Annotated in this window: 16 protein-coding genes; 3 read left to right on the top strand and 13 right to left on the bottom strand. The window is 64.9% G+C overall.

The genetic code is table 11. The features are described from left to right. The first annotated feature begins 129 nt into the window (after nt 1-129). The gene (locus NCS58_RS03470; protein ID WP_061117683.1) at nt 130-1,521 is read left to right on the top strand and encodes a nucleobase:cation symporter-2 family protein; all 1,392 of its coding nucleotides are present in this window, start codon (nt 130-132) and stop codon (nt 1,519-1,521) included. A 744-nt stretch (nt 1,522-2,265) separates the two neighbouring features. On the opposite strand, the gene NCS58_RS03465 is transcribed toward NCS58_RS03470, so the two are convergent. From NCS58_RS03465 to NCS58_RS03440, 6 genes are all read right to left on the bottom strand, one after another. Beyond that, nucleotides 2,266-3,744, bottom strand: a complete 1,479-nt coding sequence (locus NCS58_RS03465; protein WP_250537854.1) for an efflux transporter outer membrane subunit — start codon at nt 3,742-3,744, stop codon at nt 2,266-2,268. A gap of 1 nt (nt 3,745) precedes the next feature. Further along, nucleotides 3,746-6,925, bottom strand: coding sequence for an efflux RND transporter permease subunit (locus tag NCS58_RS03460; RefSeq protein ID WP_250537852.1), 3,180 nt, complete (start codon nt 6,923-6,925; stop codon nt 3,746-3,748). Between the two features lie 18 nt (nt 6,926-6,943). After that, the gene (locus NCS58_RS03455) at nt 6,944-8,137 is read right to left on the bottom strand and encodes an efflux RND transporter periplasmic adaptor subunit (protein WP_250537850.1); all 1,194 of its coding nucleotides are present in this window, start codon (nt 8,135-8,137) and stop codon (nt 6,944-6,946) included. A 449-nt stretch (nt 8,138-8,586) separates the two neighbouring features. After that, entirely contained in the window at nt 8,587-10,116 is a 1,530-nt protein-coding gene (locus tag NCS58_RS03450; protein ID WP_061117685.1) for an efflux transporter outer membrane subunit, read from the bottom strand. A gap of 1 nt (nt 10,117) precedes the next feature. Then, nucleotides 10,118-13,303 (bottom strand): efflux RND transporter permease subunit, encoded by a 3,186-nt coding sequence (locus tag NCS58_RS03445; RefSeq protein ID WP_061117686.1) that lies wholly within the window; start codon nt 13,301-13,303, stop codon nt 10,118-10,120. 18 nt (nt 13,304-13,321) lie between these two features. Continuing rightward, nucleotides 13,322-14,590 carry an efflux RND transporter periplasmic adaptor subunit gene (locus NCS58_RS03440; RefSeq protein ID WP_250537848.1) on the bottom strand — a complete coding sequence of 423 codons (1,269 nt, stop codon included), beginning with the start codon at nt 14,588-14,590 and terminating at the stop codon, nt 13,322-13,324. A 451-nt stretch (nt 14,591-15,041) separates the two neighbouring features. On the opposite strand from NCS58_RS03440, the gene NCS58_RS03435 reads away from it, so the two are divergent. Beyond that, nucleotides 15,042-15,686: a TetR family transcriptional regulator gene (locus tag NCS58_RS03435; protein ID WP_061117688.1), complete on the top strand. Its 645-nt coding sequence runs from the start codon at nt 15,042-15,044 to the stop codon at nt 15,684-15,686. Here the strand turns inward: NCS58_RS03435 and NCS58_RS03430 are convergent. Beyond that, nucleotides 15,669-16,307, bottom strand: a complete 639-nt coding sequence (locus NCS58_RS03430; RefSeq protein WP_250537982.1) for a cysteine hydrolase family protein — start codon at nt 16,305-16,307, stop codon at nt 15,669-15,671. The genes NCS58_RS03435 and NCS58_RS03430 overlap by 18 nt on opposite strands. A 124-nt stretch (nt 16,308-16,431) precedes the next feature. Between NCS58_RS03430 and NCS58_RS03425 the strand changes: the two genes are divergently transcribed. Then, nucleotides 16,432-17,388: a helix-turn-helix domain-containing protein gene (locus tag NCS58_RS03425; protein ID WP_250476341.1), complete on the top strand. Its 957-nt coding sequence runs from the start codon at nt 16,432-16,434 to the stop codon at nt 17,386-17,388. 3 nt (nt 17,389-17,391) lie between these two features. Here the strand turns inward: NCS58_RS03425 and NCS58_RS03420 are convergent, their stop codons facing one another. From NCS58_RS03420 to NCS58_RS03395, 6 genes are all read right to left on the bottom strand, one after another. Next, nucleotides 17,392-18,192 (bottom strand): CoxG family protein, encoded by an 801-nt coding sequence (locus NCS58_RS03420; RefSeq protein WP_250537847.1) that lies wholly within the window; start codon nt 18,190-18,192, stop codon nt 17,392-17,394. Between the two features lie 74 nt (nt 18,193-18,266). Further along, nucleotides 18,267-18,644, bottom strand: a complete 378-nt coding sequence (locus NCS58_RS03415) for a DUF427 domain-containing protein (RefSeq protein WP_061117691.1) — start codon at nt 18,642-18,644, stop codon at nt 18,267-18,269. A 145-nt stretch (nt 18,645-18,789) separates the two neighbouring features. Continuing rightward, a complete protein-coding gene (locus NCS58_RS03410; RefSeq protein ID WP_250489869.1) occupies nt 18,790-19,284 on the bottom strand; it encodes a carboxypeptidase regulatory-like domain-containing protein in 495 nt (164 codons plus the stop codon). A 138-nt stretch (nt 19,285-19,422) separates the two neighbouring features. Continuing rightward, complete coding sequence (locus NCS58_RS03405) at nt 19,423-20,925, bottom strand: DegQ family serine endoprotease (protein ID WP_061117692.1); 1,503 nt, start codon at nt 20,923-20,925, stop codon at nt 19,423-19,425. A 245-nt stretch (nt 20,926-21,170) separates the two neighbouring features. Next, nucleotides 21,171-22,472, bottom strand: coding sequence for an ATP-binding protein (locus NCS58_RS03400; RefSeq protein ID WP_250537846.1), 1,302 nt, complete (start codon nt 22,470-22,472; stop codon nt 21,171-21,173). Further along, entirely contained in the window at nt 22,472-23,134 is a 663-nt protein-coding gene (locus tag NCS58_RS03395; protein WP_061117694.1) for a response regulator, read from the bottom strand. The genes NCS58_RS03400 and NCS58_RS03395 overlap by 1 nt, the downstream gene beginning before the upstream one ends. Between the last annotated feature and the right edge of the window lie 102 nt (nt 23,135-23,236).

Genomic DNA, 23,236 nt, shown 5'->3' with positions numbered 1-23,236 from the left:
CGCCACCGGTGGCGCGCGAAACCCATATCGACGCGCGAACGCGATGTATAGCACCGGGCGGTCTTGTTCATGCGTTGCGATGCACTTAACTTGGAGGCCATTCAAATGAAGGCGATATAGGAGAGAGACATGGCTTCAAGTTCGGTGAACCCGTCCGTGCATCCGTGCGACGAACGGCTGCCCGCCGGTCAGCTTCTGACGCTCGGCATACAGCACGTTCTCGTGATGTACGCGGGCGCGGTCGCGGTGCCCCTGATTCTCGGCGCGGCGATGGGACTGCCGAAAGACCAGGTCGCGTTTCTCATTAGCGCGGATTTGTTCTCGTGCGGCGTCGCCACGCTGATTCAGACGCTCGGGCTGTGGATCTTCGGCATTCGCCTGCCCGTCATCATGGGCTGCACGTTCGCGGCCGTCGGCCCGATGGTCGCGATCGGCACCAATCCCTCGCTCGGCATTCTCGACGTATTCGGCGCGACCATCGCGGCGGGCGTGATCGGCATATTCCTCGCGCCGATGATCGGCAAGCTGTTGCGGTTCTTCCCGCCGGTCGTGGTCGGCACCGTGATCGCGGTGATCGGTCTCTCGCTGATGGGCGTCGGCATCAACTGGGCGGCGGGCGGCGTCGGCAATCCCGAATACGGCAATCCGGTGTTTCTGCTGCTGTCGCTCGTCGTGCTTTCGCTCATCCTGCTCATCAACAAGTTCGCGCGCGGTTTCATCGCGAATATTTCGGTGCTGCTCGGGATCGTTGCGGGCTTCGTCATCGCCGCGATGCTCGGCCGCGTGAACATGGATGGCGTCGCGCACGCACCGTGGGTCGGCATCGTGCTGCCGTTCCACTTCGGCATGCCGCACTTCGATGCGCTCTCCGTCGCGACGATGGTCATCGTCATGTTCGTCACGTTCATCGAATCGACGGGCATGTTCCTCGCGGTCGGCGATCTCGTCGAGCGTCCGGTCGATCAGAAGGCGCTCGTGCGCGGCCTGCGTGTCGATGGGCTCGGCACGCTGATCGGCGGCATCTTCAATTCGTTTCCGCACACTTCGTTTTCGCAGAACGTCGGGCTGATCGGCGTGACGGGCGTGAAGAGCCGCTTCGTCTGCGCGACGGGCGGCGTGATTCTCGTCGTGCTCGGTCTGTTCCCGAAGATGGCGCAGGTGGTGGCGTCAGTGCCGCCGTTCGTGCTCGGCGGCGCGGGCATCGTCATGTTCGGCATGGTCGCGGCCAACGGCATCAAGACGCTCTCGCGCGTAGACTTCTCGAAGAACCAGCACAATCTGTTCATCGTCGCGGTGAGCGTCGGGATGGGCATGGTGCCGGTCGTCGCGCCGAAGTTCTTCACGCAACTGCCGCACGCGCTGGAGCCGATTCTCCACAGCGGCATCTTGCTGGCATCGGTGTCGGCGGTCGTGTTGAACATCGTGTTCAACGGCGTGCGCAAGGAACGCGATGCGCGGCGTGATGCGCGTGAAGCCGCGCATGAGTTCGAAGGCGCGGTGCATGCGGGGGATGCGCGTTGAAGATGGCGTAACCCTGGAAGTGATTGCTGGATGTTTGCGTTGGGCGCCGCGGTGAGAGTCGCGGCGTTTTTTTTTTTTTTTGTTGTTCGCCGGATCCCGTGTTGGTGTTGGTTTATTAGCACTGCCCCTATGCGGGGCAGCAGTCACTTTCTTTGCTGCTGCAAAGAAAGTAACCAAAGAAAGCAGCTCCACACGCCCGCGGTCACACGCAGTTTGGCCATGCTTGCCAGCCCATCGTGGGCTGCCTAAGTGTCGCCCTCATAGGTCCAACCGCGCTTGGATCGCGCACGGTCTGACAAGCTAGTTGTTCAAACGCGCTGGTTCAGCACGAAACAGCGCCGGCACAGCGCTACGCGCTGCCGCTGGGTTTGCAAGGGACAACATCGGTCTGCACTTGCAGTGAGATGGAGGCGTTAGTAAAGAAAGTTCGGGCAGACCCGATTGACCGGTCGGCCGCGAAGCGGGCTGGAGCCGTTTGGTGCTGAACCGCTCCGCCATGCGACGCGAGGTGGCGGACCGTGCGCGATCCAAGCCCGGTTTAACCTTTGAGGGCGACACTTAGGCAGCCCACGATCACCTGGCAAGCGTGGCCAAACTGCGTGTGACCGCGGGCGTCTCGAGCTGCTTTCTTTGGTTACTTTCTTTGCAGCAGCAAAGAAAGTGACTGCCGCCCCGCACAGGGGCAGCGCTAATAAACCAGCAAGAACACAGGCCATTCATGAAAGCCCAAGGCGCAGCCTCACCTTACGAGGCCCTGCCCCCCGCATCCACCGCCCGCGGCGCATCGCCCGTCCGCTCGATCCACCCGCCTCCCAGCGCCTGATACAGCGCCACGAGATTCGCCAATCGCTGCGTTCTCGCCGCGATCAACGTCTGCTGCGCCGCGTACAGGTCCTGCTGCGCGGTCAACACGCCGAGATAACTATCCACGCCCTGCCGGTACCGCAACGTCGACAGATCCAGCCGACGCTGCTGCGCGGCCGTATCGCGCTCGAGCGCCCCGATCTGCTGATCATACGTGCCGCGCGCAGCGAGCCCATCCGCCACGTCGCGGAATGCCGACTGAATCGCCTTCTCGTATTGCGCGATCTCGATCTTCTTCCCGATGTTCGCGGCATCCAGATTCGCCACATTCTGCCCGCCGTCGAAGATCGGCAACGTGATGGTCGGCGCAAAACTCCATGCCGCCGAGCCCGCCTTGAACAGGCCGCCGAGCGTCGGGCTCAACGTGCCGAAACTGCCGGTGAGCGAAATGCTCGGGAAGAACGCCGCACGCGCCGCGCCGATATTCGCATTCGCCGCCAGCAGGTTCTGCTCGGCCTCCATGATGTCCGGCCGGCGCAGCAGCAGATCCGACGGCAAGCCCGCCGGAATATCCGTGAGCAGGTTCTGTCCGTCGAGCGGCATGCCGCCGGGCAGATCGTCCGGCATCGGCTCGCCGAGCAGCAGCACGAGCGCATTCACCGCCTGCGCTCGCGCGCGCTCCTGCGCCTGAAGATTCGCCGCCGCGCTTTCCATCACCGTGCGCGACTGGCTCAGATCGAGCTCGGATGTCACGCCGTTATCGAACTGGAGCTTCACGATGCCGTAGGAATCGCTCGCGCTCTTGAGCGTCTGGCGTGTCACGGCGAGCAGGTCATCGGCTTGCAGCACTTGCAGATACTGTGTCGCCACCTGCGACACCAGCGATATTTCCGCGGCTTTGCGCGCATATGCCGTCGCGAAATACTTCGCGAGCGCCTGATCCTTCAGGCTCTGCACGCGGCCGAACAGGTCGATTTCCCACGACGCGTTCAAGCCCACGTCATACGTGTTCGAAATGGTCTGGTTGAAGAACGACAGCTCCGCCGGCGTGCGCGACTTCGTCTGGGACGCCTGCGCGCCGAGCGTCGGGAACAGCCCGGCGCGCGTGATGCGGTATTGCGCCTGCGCAGCCTGCACGTTAAGCAGCGCAACGCGCAGATCGCGATTGTTCTTCAATGCGATATCGATGAGCCGTTGCAGCCTTGCATCGACGAAAAAGTCACGCCAGCCGATATCCGCCGCGGCCACCCCGTTCGCGCTGCGCGTACCGCCGCTCGCCGCGCGCGGCTGCGTCGCGTAGACGCCGTCCGCGGGAAAGCTCGCCGATGCGGACATCGCGGGGCGCTCGTACGTCGGTGCCAGCGTGCAGCCTGTCGCCAGCGCGGCGACGGCCATTGCAATCAGGGAAAGTCTACGCATGTCAGTGTCCTTCGTTGCCCGGTTGCGCGCGCCGCTGCGCTTCGTATCGCGCGAGCGCGGCATCCGTGTCTTCCTTGTCGCCGCCGAAACGCGAGCGCACGACGACGAAGAACATCGGCACCATGAAAATGGCGAGGAAAGTCGCGGTCACCATGCCGCCGATCACACCCGTGCCGATCGCGTGCTGGCTACCCGAACCGGCGCCGTTGCTGATCGCGAGCGGCATCGTGCCGAGAATGAACGCGAGCGAGGTCATCAGAATGGGGCGCAGGCGCAGGCGCGCGGCTTCGAGTGCCGCTTCGACCGGCCCCATCTTTTGCGAGAGCTGGAGATCGCGCGCGAACTCGACGATCAGAATCGCGTTCTTCGCCGACAGACCCACCGTGGTGAGCAGGCCCACCTGGAAGAACACGTCGTTCTCCAGTCCGCGCAACGACACGGCGAGCAGCGCGCCGATCACGCCGAGCGGCACGACCATGATCACGGAGAACGGAATCGACCAGCTCTCGTACAGCGCCGCGAGACACAGGAACACGACGAGAATCGAGATGCCGTAGAGCATCGGCGCCTGCGAACCCGACTGGATCTGCTGATACGACAGTCCCGTCCATTCGAAGCCGATGCCCGCGGGGAGCTTGGCGGCGAGCGCTTCCATCGCGGCCATCGCCTGTCCGGTGGATTTGCCCGGAGCCGCGACACCCTGTATTTCGATCGACGACTGGCCGGTGTAACGCTCGAGCTTGGGCGAGCCGTAGCTCCACTCGGTCGTCGCGAACGACGAGAACGGCACCATCGAGCCGGACGCATTGCGCACGTACCAGTTGTTGATGTTCTCCGGCGACATGCGGAACGGGGCATCGCTCTGCATGTAGACCTTCTTGATGCGGCTGTCGGTATCGAGGAAGTTGTTCACGTACCGCGATGCCCACGCGATCGAGAACGTCTGGTCGATCATCGACGGGTCGACGCCCTGCGCGAGCGCCTTCTGCCGGTCGATGCTCACCTTGAACTGCGGCGCGTCGTCGAGGCCGTTCGGCCGCACCTGGGCGAGTGCCGGATCTTTCGCGGCCATGCCGAGCAACATGCCGCGCGCCTGCATGAGCTTTTCGTGCCCGAGACCGGCGCGGTCCTGAAGCTCGAAGTCGAAGCCCGACGCCGTGCCCAGTTCGGGAATGGATGGCGGGTTCACCGGAAAGACGAGCGCGTTCTTGTAACCGGCGAACGCGCCGAACGTGCGGCCCACGAGCGCCTGAATTTTTTCGTTGGCGCCCGTGCGCTGATTGAAGTCCTTCAGCCGCACGAAGACGAGGCCGGAGTTCTGGCCGTGGCCCGCGAAGCTGAAGCCGTTCACTGTAAATACCGATTCGACGGTCGAGCTTTCCTTCTTCCGCAGATAACCGGCGACATCGTCGAGCGCGCGCTGTGTCATTTCCTGCGTGGCGCCGGCGGGCGTGGCCACCAGCACGAACATCGTCCCCTGGTCTTCATCCGGCAGGAACGCCTTCGGCAGGCGAGCGAACAGCATGCCGACCGCCACGACGACCACGAGATATATGATGAGCCAGCGCCCCGAGCGCCTGATGACATGCGCCACGGCGCCGTGATACTTCGCCTGGCTCTTCGCGAACGTGCGGTTGAACCAGCCGAGAAAGCCCGTCTTTTTCTCCTCGTGTCCTTGCGGGTGCGGCTTCAGCATGGTCGCGCACAGCGCCGGGGTGAGCACCATCGCGGTGAGGACCGAGAGGCCCATCGCGGAGACGATCGTCAGCGAGAACTGGCGATAGATCGCGCCGACCGAGCCGCCCGAGAACGCGACCGGCACGAACACGGCCGCCAGCACGAGCGCCACGCCGACGAGCGCGCCGGTAATCTGGCTCATCGCCTTCTTCGTGGCTTCCTTCGGCGGCAAGCCCTCTTCCGTCATCACGCGCTCGACGTTCTCCACGACCACGATCGCGTCGTCGACGAGCAAGCCGATCGCGAGCACGAGGCCGAACATCGACAGCGTGTTGATCGAGAAGCCCGCGGCCGCCATGATCCCGAACGTGCCGAGCAGCACCACCGGTACGGCGATAGTCGGAATCAGCGTTGCGCGCAGGTTCTGCAGGAACAGGTACATCACGAGGAACACCAGCACGATGGCCTCGATGAGTGTCTTCACGACGTCGGAGATGGACTGCTTCACGAACGGCGTGGTGTCGTACGGGTACTTCACGACGAGACCATGCGGGAAGAACTTCGAGAGCTGATCGATCTTCGCGCGCACGGCGTTGGCGGTGGCGAGCGCGTTCGCGCCGGTCGCGAGCTGAATGCCGAAGCCCGCCGCCGGACGGCCGTTGTACTGCGTCTCGAAGTTGTAGCTCTCGCCGCCCAGACCGACGCGCGCCACGTCGCGGATGCGCACCTGCGAGCCGTCCCGGTTCACTTTCAGGAGCACGTTGCCGAACTGCTCGGGCGTGCGCAGGAGTGTCGCTTCGGTGATGGTCGCCTGCATCGACTGGCCCGGCACGGCGGGCACGCCGCCCAGTTGCCCGCCCGCGACCTGCACGTTCTGCGACTGCAGCGCGTTCTGCACGTCCACCGGCATGAGGCCGTATTGCGCGAGCTTGTTCGGATCGAGCCAGATCCGCATGGCGTACTGCGAGCCGAATAGCGTCACGGTGCCGACGCCGTTCAGACGGCTGATCGGATCCTGCACGTGCGAGGCCACGTAGTTCGCGAGGTCGTCGCGGTTCATGCTTCCGTCTTCGGACACGAACGCCAGCACGAGCAGGAAGCTGCTGCTCGACTTGGTGACGCTGGTGCCCAGTTGCTGCACGATGGCCGGCAGATTGGGCGTGGCCAGTTGCAGCTTGTTCTGCACCTGCACCTGCGCGATGTCGGCGTTGGTGCCCGCCGCGAAGGTCAGCGTGACGGTGGCGGTGCCGCTGTCATCCGAGGCGGAGGACAGATAGAGCAGGTGGTCGAGGCCGCTCATCTGCTGCTCGATCACCTGCGTGACCGTGTTTTCGACGGTCTGCGCCGACGCGCCCGGATACGTCGCGGCGATCTGAATGGACGGCGGCGCGATGGTCGGATACTGCGCGACCGGCAGCGTCGCCACCGACGCGATGCCCGCCAGCATCAGGATGATCGCGATCACCCACGCGAAAATGGGGCGGTCGATGAAGAACTTGGCCATGAAGCGTGTCTCCCGTCCTCAACCGCCGGCGGCGCCGGACGCGGGCGCGGCGGCCGTCGCATCGGCGGACGCTTCGGGCAGGTGCGCGGGCACCGCCTTCACTTCCGTGCCCGGACGCGCCTTGTCGATGCCCTCGACGATCACGCGGTCGCCGGGATTCAAGCCGCTGTTTACCACCCAGTTCTGGCCGTGCGTGCCGGATGTCACGAGCGGACGCATCGCGACCTTGTTGTCCTTGTCGACGACCATCGCGAGCGCGGTGCCCTTCTGGTCATGCGTGACGCCCTGCACCGGCACGACGAGCGCGTTCGGATTCACGCCTTCCTCGACGCGCGCCCGCACGAACATGCCCGGCAGCAGCACGCGGTCCTTGTTCGGGAATACCGCGCGCACGGTGACCGAGCCGGTCGTGGGGTCCACGGTCACATCGCTGAATTGCAGCCTGCCCTGCTCGGAGTAGACGCGGCCGTCTTCCAGAATCAGCGTGACCTTCGCGGCGTTCGGGCCGTTCGTCGCAAGGCGACCTTCCTGGATCTGGCGGCGCAGCTTGAGGCCGTCGAGGCTCGATTGCGTGAGATCGACGTACATCGGATCGAGCTGCTGAACCGTCACCATCAGCGTCGCCTGCGCTGCCTGGACATAGGCGCCGGGCGTGACCTGAGAAATGCCTGTTTGTCCCGAGACCGGCGACGTGACCTCGGTATGGCCGAGGTTGATCTGCGCGGTGTCGATCGCGGCCTTCGCGGCGGCGACATCGGCTTCGGCCTGCCCGAGCGCGGCCACGGCGTTGTCGTAGTCCTGCTTGCTGACCGCGTTCGACGCGACGAGCACCTTGTAGCGCTCGGCCTGCGCGGACGTCGACACGAGGTTCGCCTGGGCCTTCGCATACGACGCCTTCGCATTGTTCAGTTGTGCGATGTACGGCGCCGGATCGATCTTGTAAAGCCGCTGCCCCGCCCTCACGACGCTGCCTTCGGTGAATTCGCGGCGCAGCACGATGCCGTCGACGCGCGCGCGCACCTGGGCGTCGAGGAAAGCGCTCGTGCGGCCCGTCAGTTCCGCGACGACCGGCACCGCGGCCGGCGCGAGCGTGACGACGCCGACTTCCGGCGTGTGCGGCGCCATCGCGGGAGGCTTCTCCCCGCAACCGGCCGCAAGCAGGGCGGCCGTCGTGATACCGATGAGGCGGTATGGAATCCGTTTGAGACGCATGGGACGCAGGCCTCTTTGTTGGCTGAAGATGAAAGGCGAGCGCGTCCTCGCGTTCATGGCGGGCCGCGCACGCGACGTGTTCTCGTGCGATGCGAAAGTCGCGGATCGCGGCGTCCGGTGTGCCCGGGCGCCGGAAAAGCCGATCGCTTCCCGAACAGACGATGTTTTCAGGATGACTAAATTGTCACGTCGCTCGTTTGCGCCCGATGGCAACCGATCTTGATGTATCTCAAACGGAACCGCGGCGTCGCGACTGTGACGAGCCGCCGATTATAGTTATCGATCGCGATCGATCAGACTCAATCAAACCGCCGTTCTGTCACAAATTGATAACAGCCAGAACAAATCTGCGGAATACGCGGAGAAATTGAGACATCGCTGAAAGCGCAATGAAAAAGCCCGGCGCTTGGCCGGGCTTCGCTTGCATCGCGTCGATCACGTCAGGCGGTTCAGCCCGCCGCGGGAGCCGAGGCCGGCTGCGGCGGCGTGCCCTGCGAGCCGTAATCGACAGGCGCGTCCGCCGGGCGCGGCGCTTCGCCGGAACGCTCGATCCATCCGCCGCCCATGAACTGATACAGATCGACGAGGTTGGTCAGGCGGTTCAGCCGCGCCGTGATCAGCAACTGCTGCGCCTCGTACAGCGCCGTCTGCGCGGTCAGCACCGCGAGATAGCTGTCCACGCCGTTGCGATAACGCAGGTCCGACAACTCCAGACGCCGGCTCTGCGAAGTCACGAAGCGCTCGAGCGACTTGATCTGCTCGTCGAAGGTGCCGCGCGCGGCGAGGCCGTCCGCGACTTCGCGAAACGCGGTCTGGATCGCCTTCTCGTAGTTGGCGATCTCGATGCGCTTCTGCACGTTCGCGAGATCGAGATTGGCCTTGTTCTGGCCGCCCTCGAAGATCGGCACCGTGATCTGCGGCGCGAACGACCACGCGGCCGAGCCCGGCTTGAAGAGTCCGCCGAGCGTCGGCGACAGCGTGCCGAAGCTGCCCGTCAGCGAAACGCGCGGGAAGAACGCCGCCCGCGCCGCGCCGATGTTCGCGTTGGCCGCGAGCAGCGACTGCTCCGCCGCCGCGATATCGGGACGGCGCGTCAGGAGATCCGACGGCAGGCCCGCCGGAATGTCGGACAGCAGGTTCTGCGTGTCGAGCGGCATGCCGGCCGGCAGATCCGCAGGCAGCGGTTCGCCCACGAGCAGCACCAGCGCGTTTTCCGCCTGCGCGCGCAAACGCGATTGGGTCTGCAGGTTCGCCTGCGCCTCTTCGACGACGCCTTCCGACTGACGCAAGTCCAGCTCGGTGCCGGTGCCGTTGTCGTACTGCAGCTTCGTGATGCGGAACGACTCCTGCGCCGTCTTCAGCGTGTTCTGCGTGACGGTGAGCTGATCGTCGTAGGCGAGCATCGTCAGATACTGGTCCGCCACCGACGACACGAGCGCGATTTCCGCCGCCTTGCGCGATTCGGCCGTCGACAGATATTGCGCGAGCGCCTGATCCTTCAGGCTGCGGATTCGCCCGAAGAAGTCGATTTCCCACGACGCGTTCAGGCCGACCGAATACGTGTTCGAGATCGTCTGGTTGAAGAACGACAGATTCTTCGGCGTGCGCTGCTTGCTCTGCGACGCGGCGCCTTCGAGCGCCGGGAAGAGCCCGGCGCGCGTGATCTGATACTGCGCGCGCGCCGCATCGACGTTGAGTACCGAGACGCGCAGGTCGCGATTGTTCTTTAGCGCGAGCTCGACGATTCTCTTCAGGCGTGGATCGGCGAAGAAATCGCGCCAGCCGATCTCGGGCGCGCTCTGCCCATTCGCGGTGCGGCCATTGCTCGCCGACGACGACGCGTCCGGCTGGTGCGCGTACACGCCGCCTTCCGGAAACGTCTGCGCGACGGGCGCCGCGGGCTGTTCGTATTTCGGCTGGAGCGTGCAGCCCGCGGCAAATACCGCCACGGCGGCCGCGATCAAGGAATGTTTAAGCATTTCAATGTCCTTCCTTATCGGAGCCGTTCTGCGAGCCGCCATGCGGACCTTCGACATCACCCGATGTACCCGGCGACGGCACGTCCTTGCTCTTGCTGAATTTCGAGATCACGACGAAGAACATCGGGATCATGAAAATGGCGAGGAACGTCGCGGTCAACATGCCGCCGATCACGCCGGTGCCGATTGCATGCTGGCTTGCCGAGCCCGCGCCGTTGCTGATCGCGAGCGGCATCACGCCGAGAATGAACGCGAGCGACGTCATCAGAATCGGGCGCAACCGCAGGCGCGCCGCTTCCATCGCCGCTGCCACCGTCGACATGCCCTGCATGCGCAACTCACGCGCGAATTCCACGATCAGAATCGCGTTCTTCGCCGAAAGGCCCACCGTCGTCAAGAGGCCGACCTGGAAGAACACGTCGTTTTCCAGGCCGCGCAGCGTCGCTGCGAGCAGCGCCCCGAGCACGCCGAGCGGCACGACCATGATGACCGAGAACGGAATCGACCAGCTTTCGTACAGCGCCGCGAGACACAGGAACACGACGAGGATCGAGATGCCGTACAGGATCGGCGCCTGCGAGCCCGACTGACGCTCCTGATACGACAGACCCGTCCATTCGTAGCCGATGCCCGCCGGCAGCTTCGCCGCGATCGCTTCCATCGCCGTCATCGCCTGGCCGGTCGACTTGCCCGGCGCGGCCGCGCCCTGGATTTCCATCGCCGAAATACCGTTGTAACGCTCGAGCTTCGGCGAACCATAGGTCCAGTTGCCGGTCGCGAACGCGCCGAACGGCACCATCGTTCCGGCGCCATTGCGCACGTACCACTTGTTGATGTCGTCCGGATTCATGCGGAACGGTCCGTCGCCCTGCACGTACACCTTCTTGATCCGGTTATCGACGTCGAGGAAGTTGTTCACGTACTGCGACGCCCATGCGATCGAGAACGTCTGGTCGATGTCCGACACCGCGACGCCGAGCGCATTGGCCTTCTCGCGGTCGATGTTCACCTTGAACTGCGGCGTGTCGTTCAGGCCGTTCGGGCGCACCTGCGCGAGCGTCGGGTCCTTCGCCGCCATGCCGAGCAGCATGTTGCGCGCTTCCATCAGTTTCGCGTGGCCGACGCCCGCGCGGTCCTGCAGCTCGAAGTCGAAGCCCGCCGCCGTGCCGAGTTCAGGAATCGATGGCGGATTGACCGGGAAGATCATCGCGTCCTTGTAGGGCGCGAAGTGCATGAACATCCGCCCGACGAGCGCCTGCACCTTCTGGTCGCTATGCTGGCGGTCCGCGTAGTCCTTCATCCGCACGAACACGAGACCGGAGTTCTGGCCGCGGCCCGCGAACGAGAAGCCGTTCACCGTGAACACCGATTCGACGATCGCCTTCTCGTCCTTCAGCAGATAGTCCTGCACGTCCTTCAGCACATGCGCCGTGTATTCCTGCGTGGAACCGGCCGGCGCCTGCACGAGCACGAACATCGTGCCCTGGTCTTCATCGGGCAGGAACGACTTCGGCAGACGAAGGAACAGCATGCCCACCGCGACGATCACGACGATATAGATGATCAGCCAGCGTCCCGAGCGACGGATCACGTGCTGCACGCCGCTGTGATACTTCTCCTGGCTCTTGTTGAAGGTGCGGTTGAACCAGCCGAAAAAGCCCGTCTTCTCGGGCTGATGCCCTTCCGGATGCGGCTTCAGGATCGTCGCGCACAGCGCCGGCGTGAGAATCAGCGCGACCATCACGGACAGCACCATCGCCGCGACGATCGTCAGCGAGAACTGCCGGTAGATGGCGCCGACCGAGCCGCCCGAGAACGCCACCGGCACGAACACCGCCGACAGCACGAGCGCCACGCCGATCAGTGCGCCGGTGATCTGGCCCATCGCCTTGCGGGTCGCGTCGCGTGGGGACAAGTGCTCCTCGGACATCACCCGTTCGACGTTTTCCACGACCACGATCGCATCGTCCACGAGCAGGCCGATCGCCAGCACGAGGCCGAACATCGACAGCACGTTGATCGAGAAGCCCACCGCCGACATGATCGCGAACGTACCGAGCAGAACGACCGGCACCGCGATCGTCGGGATGATCGTCGCCCGCAGGTTCTGCAGGAACAGATACATCACGAGGAACACGAGCACGATGCCTTCGATCAGCGTCTTGACCACTTCCTCGATCGACAGGCGCACGAACGGCGTCGTGTCGTACGGATACTTCACGACGAGGCCGTGCGGAAAGTACTTCGACAGGTCGTCGATCTTCTGCCGCACGAGCTTCGCCGTCTGCAGCGCGTTCGCGCCCGTCGCGAGCTGGATACCGAAGCCGGCCGTCGGCTGTCCGTTGTACTTCGTATCGAAGTTGTAGTTTTCGCCGCCGAGGTCGATCTTCGCCACATCCTTCAGGCGCACTTGCGAGCCGTCCTGATTCACCTTCAGCAGGATGTTGCCGAACTGCTCCGGCGTGCGCAGCAGCGTCGCTTCCGTGATGGTCGCCTGGAGCATCTGCCCCGCGACCGCCGGCGTGCCGCCGAGACCGCCCGCCGCCACCTGCACGTTCTGGTTGTTGATGGCGTTCTTCACGTCCACCGGCGTGAGCGAGTAGTTCGTGAGCTTGGTCGCATCGAGCCAGACGCGCATCGCGTACTGCGAGCCGAACAGCGTCGTGGTGCCGACACCGTTGATACGCGAGAGCGGGTCCGCCACGTTCGACGCCACGTAGTTCGCGAGGTCGTACTTGCTCATGCTGCCGTCTTCGGACACGAACGCGAGCACGAGCAGGAAGCTCGAGCTGGACTTAGTGACCTTGGTGCCGAGCTGCTGCACGACCTGCGGCAGAAGCGGCGTGGCGAGCTGCAGCTTGTTCTGCACCTGCACCTGCGCGATGTCGGGGTTCGTGCCCGCCGCGAACGTCAGCGTGACCGTGGCCGTGCCGGAGTCATCGGATGTGGACGACAGGTACAGCAAGTGGTCGAGACCGGTCATCTGCTGCTCGATCACCTGCGTCACCGTGTTTTCGACGGTGCTCGCCGATGCGCCCGGATACGTCGCGCTGATCTGGATCGCAGGCGGCGCGATCGTCGGATACTGCGCGACCGGCAGCGTGAAGATCGACGCCATCCCCGCGAGCATCAGGATGATCGCGATCACCCACGCGAAGATCGGTCGATCGATAAAAAACTTTGCCATGTAACAGGCTCCCTTTTATTACGCGCCCGAAGCGGCCGATGCGGCCTGCGCACCACTGGCGCCGCTTCCGTTCGCCGGGGCGGAGGCGGCGGCGCCTTGCGCGCCGGATGCGCCCGGTGCCTGCGCTGCCTGCGCGTCGGATGCCGGATAGGGGAATTTCGCGTCGACCGGCTTCACCTGCATGCCGGGCTTCGCTTTCTCCACGCCGTTCACGATCACGCGATCGCCCGCGTTCAGGCCGCTGTCGACCACCCAGTTGTTGCCGAAAGTGGCGCTCGTGACGAGCTGACGCAGCTCGACCTTGTCGTCCTTGTTGACGACGAGCGCGGTCGGCGTGCCCTTCTGGTCATGCGTGACGCCGATCTGCGGCACGACGAGTGCGTGGTCGTTCGTGCCTTCCTGGATGCGGGCACGCACGAACATGCCCGGCAGGAGCACGCGGTCCTTGTTCTGGAAGATCGCTCGCACGGTCACCGAACCGGTGCTCTGGTCGACGCTCACGTCGGAGAACTGCAGCTTGCCCTGTTCGGTGTAAGTGCGGCCGTCTTCGAGCACGAGTGTGACCTTCGCGGCGTGGATGCCTTCGGTCTGCAGGCGGCCTTCCTGAATCTGCCTGCGCAACTGGAGGCCCTCGACGCTCGATTGCGTCAGATCGACATAGATCGGATCGAGTTGCTGCACGGTCGTGAGCAGCGTCGCGGCGCTCGCCTGCACATACGCGCCCGGCGTGACCTGCGACAAGCCGGTGCGGCCGGTGATCGGCGAAACGACGTCGGTGTAGCCGAGGTTGATTTGCGCGGTATCGACCGATGCCTTGCCCGCGGCGACATCCGCCACGGCCTGGCCTTGCGCGGCGACGGCGTTGTCGTAGTCCTGCTTCGACACCGCGTTGGCCGCGACGAGAATCTTGTAGCGCGCCACGAGCGCGTTCTGCGACGCGACGTTCGCCTGCGCCTTCGCCAGCGTCGCCTTCGCGTTGTTCAGCGCGGCGATGTACGGCGCCGGATCGATCTTGTAGAGCCGCTGGCCGGCCTTGACCTCGGAGCCTTCCGTGAATTCACGGCGCAGCACGATGCCATCCACCCGGGCGCGCACTTGCGCGACGAGGTAGGCATTGGTGCGGCCCGGCAAATCGACGACGACCGGCACGCTCGTGGGCTGCACGGTGACGATGCCCACTTCGGGCGTTTGCGGCGGAGGCGCTGATTGTTTTTGCCCGCACGCTGCCAGAAACACGGCAGCCGTCGCGGCGGTGATTAAGCGGAGTGGAACCCGTTCGACGCGCATGGAGCGACCTCTGTCTAAGACTGAGAGTGAAATAGGTGCGCGGCGGCCTTCCCCGGGCAATGCCGCGCACGAGCGTCCCTGAGGACGCTGCCAATAATCAAAACCTGTCCGACGAATGAGCGGCGCCGCGGCCAGTGGCCGGCGTTTCATGCCCGTGCGCGACGCTGTGAAGCGCCGCCTGTGGCCCAAGGACGGCCGGAACGGGGCAATGGAAACGAAGCTTAATTCGAAATCTGATCGTCGGCTGAATTTGTGAATATTGGTAAACGGGTGGTATTGTATATACATTCGTGGATGAATGTAAAAAACTGTACGTGTTTATCCCCATTGGAGTTGAGAAAAAAATCGCTCAGGGGAATCGATTACGGTCGACCAATCTTCGACAAGGGCGCGCGGGCGCGCCCCTTCAACGGCAGAAAGCAGGAGCAGACGGCCCGAAAGGCCGCACGATATGGTCAGACGAACCAAGGAAGAAGCGCAGGCAACGCGCAACCGGGTGCTCGACGCGGCCGAGCGCGTCTTTTACGAAAAAGGCGTATCACGTACGACGCTGGCGGACATCGCGCAGGCGGCGGGCGTCACGCGCGGCGCGATCTACTGGCATTTCGCCAACAAGGGCGATCTCTTCAACGCGATGTTCGACCGCAGCCTGCTGCCGCTCGACGAACTCGTGGAAACCACGCTCGACGGCAAGGAAGAGGATCCGCTCGAACGCCTTCGGGAGCTTTTCGTCTGGTGCATGCGCAACATCACGACCGACGAGCAGCGCCGGCGCGTCTTCGACATCCTCTTCATGAAATGCGAGTTCGTCGAGGAAATGGGCCCGGTGCGCGAGCGGCATCAGAACAACATGCGCGACGGCATGGAGCGCATCGAGCGTGCGCTGCGCAACGCCGTCGAAAAGAAGCAGCTTCCCGCAACGCTCGATACGAACCGCGCAACTACGATGCTTCACTGCCTCTTCACCGGCATCCTGCACGATTCGCTGATGCTGCCGGATATCGTCCATCCGGAGCGCGACGCCGAAGCGCTCATCGACGCGTGCTTCGACGCCCTGCGCTGCAGCCCGGCCCTGCTCTTACCGGCCAGCGCCTGAATTCGCGGCGCGCGCCCGCTGGTTCGACGCGTAGATGTTGTCGCGCGCGGGCGCGTCGCCGCTCTCCAATGCCCTGATCCAGTCGTCCGTGCCGAGAACGGCGGCGAAACGCGATTGCGTCACCACCGTGAACACGCGGTGGATCTCCTCCGCAGTCGCACGGCCCGCGCTGTTTTCATAGGGCACGGCGCCCGTTGCATCCGCGAGAAATTCCACGGCAAGGCCGGCATGCACCGCGTGCTTGACGGTCGAATCGTCACAGTTGTGCGTCATGTAGCCCGCGATCACGATCGTGTCGATGTCGTGAGCCGTCAGCCAGTCGGCGAGACCGGTGCCGGCGAATGCGCTCGGCAGCGATTTCTCGATGTAATGCGCGCGCGGCCGCGACGCCACCGTTTCGTGCAGCTCGGCCATTGCTGAGCCGCGCGCGAAGATCGGCGCGCCCGGCGGCGCGAAATTCTGCACGACGACGACCGGCACGCCGTGCTTCCCGGCGGCGTCCATCGCGCGCGCGATATTCGCGAGCGACACGTTCACATCGGGATATTCGATCAACAGGTTGCCGTCGATGTACTCGTTCTGCACATCGATGACGATCAGGGCGCGGCGCGGCATGGTCAGCTCCTTCGTGGATGGTCGAAGCATTGTCGCCGCGCCCGCGCGGTATCCAGAAGTGGCCCGACCGCCAACTTTCATCGGAATCGGGCCAAAATGTCGAGATTCGACGTTTCGCCGGAGCCGCGCCATGACCCGCCATTCGATCGCCGTCGTCGCGTTCGACCGCATCAGCCCGTTTCATCTTGCGGTGCCTTGCATCGTGTTCGGCGAGGAGCGCAGCGGCATCGGCGTGCCGTCGTTCGACTTTCGTGTCTGCGCCGCCGAACCGGACGCGCTCGCAACCTCCGCCGGCTTCACGATCGCGGCCCGGCATTCGCTCGACGCCCTCGCCGGCGCCGATGTGATCATCGTGCCGTCGTGGCGCGATCCGGACGAGATGCCACCCGAAGCGCTCCTCGACGCGCTTCGCGCGGCGCATGCACGCGGCGCGCAAGTCGTCGGGCTGTGCCTCGGCTCGTATGTGCTCGCGGCGGCGGGCCTGCTCGACGGCCGCGCGGCCACGACGCACTGGGCGTGGGCCGACGATTTCGCGCGCCGCTATCCCAGGGTGCGGCTCGATCCGAATGTGCTCTATATCGACGACGAAAACATCACGACTTCAGCCGGCACCGCGGCCGGACTCGATTGCTGCCTGCACGTGCTGCGCAAGCTGGCCGGCTCGCACGCGGCGAATCAGGTCGCGCGGCGGCTCGTCGTGCCGCCGCATCGGCAGGGATCGCAGGCGCAGTTCATCGACGAGCCGGTTCCCGAGCGCCCGAACGGCGAAAAGCTCGCCGGTCTGCTCGACTGGCTGCGCGCCAATCTCCAAACCGAACATTCACTCGATGCGCTCGCCGCGCGCATGGCGATGAGCCGCCGCAACTTTACGCGGCGCTTTCGCGAAACGACGGGCGCGACGGTGAGCACGTGGCTCGTCGGGCAACGCGTCGCGCTCGCGCAGCGCTTGCTCGAAGGCACGGATCTTCCGATCGATCGCATCGCGGAACAGAGCGGCTTTCGCACCGGCGCGACGCTGCGCCAGCAATTCGCGCAGACGCTGAAGACGTCGCCGTCGGCTTATCGACGGGCGTTTCGCGGCGTGTAACCGTCATTTGAGCGCGATGTGCTGCGCGAGGTAGGCGAACAGCGCGACGCACACGAGCATCGCCGCCCACGCCCAGACGGGCAAGCCGAGCGGATGCGGATCGTGGGAGTGATCGCGCTCGTGATGCACGAAACCATGCCCGTTCAGCCGATGCCGCAGCACGCCGCTCGCGTGGGCATCGGCGGACGGCCCGCGCATCGCGCCCGAGCGACGCGAAAACGCCGCCGACATCGCGCTCGGCCGCAAGAAGACGTGCCGGCGCTCGGTGCGCTCGCCCGCCGCGCGCATCGACGGCAACGCGTGCTTCGCGCGCACCACTTCGCAGAACTCGGCGAAGAAATCATCGGCGCCTTCGCGCAGCGCGTTTTCGATCTGGCGGGCAGGCAAGCCGGCGAGCGGGCCCGATACCGTCGCCCAGACGGTGTATTCGATCCACGTGGCGGCGCCGTCGTCGTCCGGGTTCAACGCGACCGCGATCTGCCCGCGCAAGGAGCCGACGCCTTCGCCGCGCGCCTTGAAGCTCAGCGTGCGGGCGTACACGGCATCGTCGGATTCGGTGGTTTCGGTGGTCTCGCCTGGCGCGCGCGCCGCCTGACGCGTGCGCCCGGCGGCATGAGCGCGGATCTCGTAGCGCGCCCGCAGCGCGCCGAGCGGCACGATCAGCGTGAGGACATACTCGCCGCCGGGCGTGCGTGTGAACGATTCGCAATTGTCGAGGCTCGCGCGCAGCAGCGCGAGATCGCCCAAGGCTTCCCGGACATGCGCCGGGTCGAGCGGAACGCACAGGGCATCGGTGACTTCCATTCGAGCCTCCGCGAAAAGGATCGCATGCGTTCGTTATGGCCGAGCCGGCCTCGGCTGTCTGTTCGGATGCGCGCCTATGACGTTTCGTCGATACGATCGACGCGCGAACCGTAAAACGCGAGATAGCCCTTGATCTTGACGGCGGCGTCGAGCGGCGCTTCGTAGCTCCACGCGGCGTTCTCGACCGGGCCGTCCTCGGTCAGCAGGTGATAGTGCGTGGCCTCGCCCTTGCTCGGGCAATGCGTGGTGTGGATGGAGCGTTCCAGGCGCGCCATGTTTACGTCGGCGCGCGGGAAGTAGTGAACTTTCTCCACACCCGGCTCGATGAGCGTGAGGGACGCGTGCGTATCGGCGTAGGTCACGCCCTGATGGATCACGCGGCAGCGCCGTCCATTCAGCGTGATCTCGATGTGATGCGCCGTCTGGTGTCCGTCGTTCAGTTCCGTGCCCATCGTGCTGCCCCTCCCGCGTGAGAACCGACATCCCAAGAAAAAAGCCACGAGTCATCGAGACACCCGTGGCTTAATTATGAGACAAACTTCCGATACTGCGTGAGCGCTTTCGATGCCCGGGCGTATCCCCTTTCGACGCTCGCGCTTACTGAATGTTCCAGTGGAACGCCGCCTTGGCCTTGCCCGGTCCAGCAACGGTCACCGCCTGCTTTTTCTCCTGGTCCTTGTACTTCGCGTAGACCGTATAGCTGCCCGGCGGAAGTTTGACGAGCATGTACGGCCCCATCGACTCGGTGGAAAGCGTCTCGCCGCCCTTGCCATCGACGATGCGAACCTGCACGCCCGAGAGATAGTCGGCGGTCGGGCCCGTGAAGCGCAGCGACAACGGCCAGTGCGCCTGTTCGCGCAACAATGCGCGCGATTCGTCGAGTCCCACGCCGCCCGATGTATAGGAGACGTCGCCTTGCTGCTGGATCTGCGGCAGACCCCCGCCGTTGGTATTGCCGGCGCTCGACGTGTCGCTCGTCGTGCCGCCGGCGGCTCCGCCCGCTTGCTGCGCCCAGGCGCCGCCCGTCATGCCGGCGCTCATCGCCGCAACAAGAATTGCGGCCGCCAGCTTGCCCGTGGTCTTGCTCGTCATGTTTCTGCTCCTTTGTCCGGTGCCGCCGCGCCCGGGAGCCGGCGGCGTCACGCCCGATGCGTCGATGTCACGCGATGGGGCACCAGGCAACCGCAGAGCATGGTTCGTGCCCGCATCGCGCAAGCCGACGGCCGCGCGTCAGCCGAGATCGACCGGCACGAAGATCTGGGCATCGTCACGCTGGATCAGAAGCGCGATGCTGTCGCCCGCGTGCTGGACCATCGACTTCAATTGCTGCACCGACGTGACCGGCTGGCCGTTCACGGCGAGAATCACATCGCCCGGCTGAATGCCCGCGTTCGCCGCCGCGCCGTTCGACTGCTGCACGAGCAGGCCGCGCGAAAGCGAATCGTTCTGCCGCTCTTCCGGCGTGAGCGGGCGCACCGCGACGCCGAGGCGCGCGTCCTGCGCCGACGCGCTGTCGGCGCCGCCGGTGTTCGCGCTCGCGGTCTTCGCATCCTTCAGCGCGCCGATTGTCACGGAAAGATCCTTCGCGCTCTTGTCGCGCCACACCGTCACTTTCGCGGACGTACCCGGAGAGAGGCCCGCGACCTGCGACGGCAGCGAAGTGGAATCCGTCACCGGCACGCCGTTGAGCGCGGTGATCACGTCGCCCGGCTGCAGCCCTCCCTTCGCGGCCGGTCCTCCCGGCTCGACCGAACTCACGAGCGCGCCTTGCGGCGACTTCATGCCGAACGAATTCGCGAGCGTCTGGTTCATGCCCTGCACCGTCACGCCGAGACGGCCGCGATCCACGTGTCCCGTCTTGATGAGCGCGTCCTTGACCTTGATTGCCTCATTGATCGGGATAGCGAACGAAAGCCCCTGGAAGCCGCCCGTTTGCGAATAGATCATCGAGTTGATGCCGATCACCTCGCCTTGCAGGTTGAAAAGCGGGCCGCCCGAATTGCCCGGATTCACCGGCACGTCGGTCTGGATGAACGGCGTGTAGTTTTCGTTGGGCAACGCGCGTGACTTCGCGCTGATGATGCCCGAGGTCACGGTGTTGTCGAATCCGTATGGCGAGCCGATCGCGACGACCCACTGGCCGACCTTGCTGCCGTTAGGATCGCCGATTTTCACCACCGGCAGGTCCTTCGCGTCGATCTTCAGCACGGCGACATCCGACTGCTTGTCCGCGCCGATGACCTTCGCGCGATATTCGCGCTTGTCCGTGAGCTTCACGGTGACGACATTCGCGTTGTCGACCACGTGTGCGTTCGTCAGGATGTAACCGTCGCTGCTCACGATGAAGCCCGAACCAAGACCTTCGCTCGGACGATCCGCACCGGGACCGCCGTCGCCGCCGCCGAAGCCGGGCATGCCGCCGAAGCGCTTGAAGAACTGATAGAAGGGATCGTCGGGGTCCATCGGCAGTTGACTCTGGCCGCGGCGATTCGACGTCTGCTTGACGACGTGCTTCGCGCTGATGTTCACCACGGCCGGACCGTATGTCTCGACGAGGCCGGAGAAATCGGGAATGCCTGTTTTTGCCGCGGCTTCGGCGGGCATCAGCGCCGCTGCGGCGGGCGAGATGACCTGCGGCGCCGGGACGTTGTTGTGCCCAGCCACGTAGCCCGCCGACAAGGCAACGGCAACGGCCGCTGCGACGGCGCTGCGGGTGAGGATCTTCGCTTTCATCGTGTGCTCCTGACGAGGGGATGTGCGCTTGAGAAGCGCGCTATGTCGATGGAGCAAGATTACGGGGTGTCGCTTAAACCTTTCTTAAAAACGTAAAGGGGCGTCTGTTTCCGCGAACAGACGCCCCTGGTAGTGCGGCTTGCTTCTACTGCACTAGGTCGAACTCATTGCATTACTTTCTGACACATTCAACGCAGTGGACTGCTGCTCGTTGTTTCAAGAACGGTCAACCAACGACCGCGGCATCAGAACGTCACAGAGACCTTGAGCCCGCCCGCTTCCGATTCCCCGAGCGACACCGCCGCGCCATGCTGAACCGCGATGCGGCGCACGATCGCGAGCCCGAGACCGCTGCCCGCGACATCCGTGCGTGCGCGATTCGCGCCCTCGCCGACGCGATAGAACCGGTCGAACACTCTTTCGCGTTCTTCTTGCGGAATGCCCGGCCCGGTGTCGGAGATTTCGACGACCGGACGTCCGTCGCGCACCTTCAGGCAGACATCCACGCGGCCGCCTTTGGGCGTGTACTTCGTCGCGTTGTCGATGAGATTGTTGAACATCACGCGCAGCGAATCGGCATCGCCCTTCACAATCGCCGGCTCGCTCACTTCGATGCCGAGATCGACGCCGCGCTCCTGCGCGACCAGCACATAACCGCGCACGCAGCCTTCCAGCAGTTCGCGCAGATCGACTTGCGTCTCGACACCCTTGCCGTCCGGCTCCGATCGCGCGAGAGCCAGCAATTGTTCCGCAAGCCGCGTGGCGCGCGCGATGCCTTCATGCAGATCCCCGAGCGCCTCGCGGCGCGTTTCGTCGTCCTGCGCACGCGCGACGAGCTGCGCCTGGATCTGCACCGCCGCGAGCGGCGTGCGCAGTTCGTGCGCGGCGTCGGCGACGAAGGCCTTTTGCGTATCGAGCGCAGCCGACAGCCGCGAAAGCAGCGCATTCAGCGCGCGCACGACCGGCCGCACTTCCTGCGGCAGACGTTGATCGGAGAGCGGATCGAGCGCTTCGGGATGACGTGTGTCGAGCGCGCGCGTCACGCGCTGCAAGGGCGCGAGGCCGAGTCCCACGATCACCCAGATCGCAAGCCCGAGCAGCGGCAGCAGCAGCACGAGCGGCCACAGCGTGCGCCACGCGACGCCCGCCGCGACACGATTGCGGATCGACAGCGGCTGGGCGAGCTGCACGACGTTGTCGCCGACGATCGCGCTATACACGCGCCATTCGCCGCGCGGCGTCATTTCGGTGGAAAAGCCGAGCTCCGCGTGGGGCGCGAGCGGCACGCGCGGATGCGAGTAGTACATCAGCACGCCGTTGCGATTCCAGATCTGGATGACGACGCCCTCGTCGCTCTCGCTGCGCGAACTCAGCACCGACGAAAACGGCTCCGAAGGCAGCGCGGCCGCGATCTGCTGCAACTGGTAGTCGAAGAGTTCGTTGGCTTCCGCGAGCGCCTGCCGATAGATGAGCCATCCTGCAAACCCCACGCCGACGATCACGAGCGCGAGCAGCCAGATCAGCAATTGCCGGCGGATCGACCGCATCAGGCGTCCTTCGCGACCATGTAACCGAGGCCACGCACGTTGCGGATGAGATCGGCGCCGAGCTTCTTTCTCAGCGAATGGATATACACCTCGACGGTATTGCTGCCGATCTCCTCGCCCCAGCCATAGATCTTTTCCTCGAGCTGGCTTTTCGACAGCACCGCGCCGGGCCGCGCCATCAGCGCTTCGAGGAGCGCGAACTCGCGCGCCGACAGCGACACGGGCGCGCCCGCGAGCGTCACCTGATGACCGACCGGATCGAGCGTCAAATCACCGTGGCGCACGAGCGATTCGCCCCGCCCCGCGTGCCGGCGGATGAGCGCACGCATGCGCGCGCCGAGCTCGTCGAGATCGAAGGGCTTGACGAGGTAATCGTCCGCGCCGGCATCGAGTCCCTTCACGCGATCCGCAATCGCGTCGCGCGCCGTGACGATCAGCACCGGCAGGGCGTTGGCCCGCGCGCGCAAAGTTTTCAGCACATCGAGGCCGTCCCGTTTGGGTAGACCGAGGTCGAGCAGCATGAGGTCATAGGACTCGCCCGCGACGGCGGTGAGCGCAGCCTCGCCGTCCTGTACCCAGTCGACTGCGAAGCCGTCCGCGCGCAGCGCCTTGCGTACGCCTTCGGCAATCATCCGGTCATCTTCGACAAGCAGGATTCGCATGGCACATGTCTGTTCGTGGTTACATGGGCAGCCTCGTAGCCGCGACCCATTGTAGCCGCGCGGGCTTGCCACAGGCTTAAACGGGACTTAACCGCGCCAATC

Source organism: Caballeronia sp. INML3B, from assembly GCF_023631305.1.
GTDB classification, from domain to species: Bacteria; Pseudomonadota; Gammaproteobacteria; order Burkholderiales; family Burkholderiaceae; genus Caballeronia; species Caballeronia turbans.
The sequence above is the reverse complement of the archived record's forward strand: the minus strand, read 5'-3'. Positions and strand labels throughout refer to the sequence as shown.

Bases quoted from the DNA above. Each gene is read 5' to 3' on its own strand.
- NCS58_RS03410 (WP_250489869.1), bottom strand. From the start codon at position 19,284: ATGACGAGCAAGACCACGGGCAAGCTGGCGGCCGCAATTCTTGTTGCG.
- NCS58_RS03395 (WP_061117694.1), bottom strand. From the start codon at position 23,134: ATGCGAATCCTGCTTGTCGAAGATGACCGGATGATTGCCGAAGGCGTA.
- NCS58_RS03425 (WP_250476341.1), top strand. From the start codon at position 16,432: ATGACCCGCCATTCGATCGCCGTCGTCGCGTTCGACCGCATCAGCCCG.
- NCS58_RS03405 (WP_061117692.1), bottom strand. From the start codon at position 20,925: ATGAAAGCGAAGATCCTCACCCGCAGCGCCGTCGCAGCGGCCGTTGCC.
- NCS58_RS03435 (WP_061117688.1), top strand. From the start codon at position 15,042: ATGGTCAGACGAACCAAGGAAGAAGCGCAGGCAACGCGCAACCGGGTG.
- NCS58_RS03415 (WP_061117691.1), bottom strand. From the start codon at position 18,644: ATGGGCACGGAACTGAACGACGGACACCAGACGGCGCATCACATCGAG.
- NCS58_RS03440 (WP_250537848.1), bottom strand. From the start codon at position 14,590: ATGCGCGTCGAACGGGTTCCACTCCGCTTAATCACCGCCGCGACGGCT.
- NCS58_RS03400 (WP_250537846.1), bottom strand. From the start codon at position 22,472: ATGCGGTCGATCCGCCGGCAATTGCTGATCTGGCTGCTCGCGCTCGTG.
- NCS58_RS03460 (WP_250537852.1), bottom strand. From the start codon at position 6,925: ATGGCCAAGTTCTTCATCGACCGCCCCATTTTCGCGTGGGTGATCGCG.
- NCS58_RS03420 (WP_250537847.1), bottom strand. From the start codon at position 18,192: ATGGAAGTCACCGATGCCCTGTGCGTTCCGCTCGACCCGGCGCATGTC.
- NCS58_RS03465 (WP_250537854.1), bottom strand. From the start codon at position 3,744: ATGCGTAGACTTTCCCTGATTGCAATGGCCGTCGCCGCGCTGGCGACA.
- NCS58_RS03455 (WP_250537850.1), bottom strand. From the start codon at position 8,137: ATGCGTCTCAAACGGATTCCATACCGCCTCATCGGTATCACGACGGCC.
- NCS58_RS03470 (WP_061117683.1), top strand. From the start codon at position 130: ATGGCTTCAAGTTCGGTGAACCCGTCCGTGCATCCGTGCGACGAACGG.
- NCS58_RS03450 (WP_061117685.1), bottom strand. From the start codon at position 10,116: ATGCTTAAACATTCCTTGATCGCGGCCGCCGTGGCGGTATTTGCCGCG.
- NCS58_RS03445 (WP_061117686.1), bottom strand. From the start codon at position 13,303: ATGGCAAAGTTTTTTATCGATCGACCGATCTTCGCGTGGGTGATCGCG.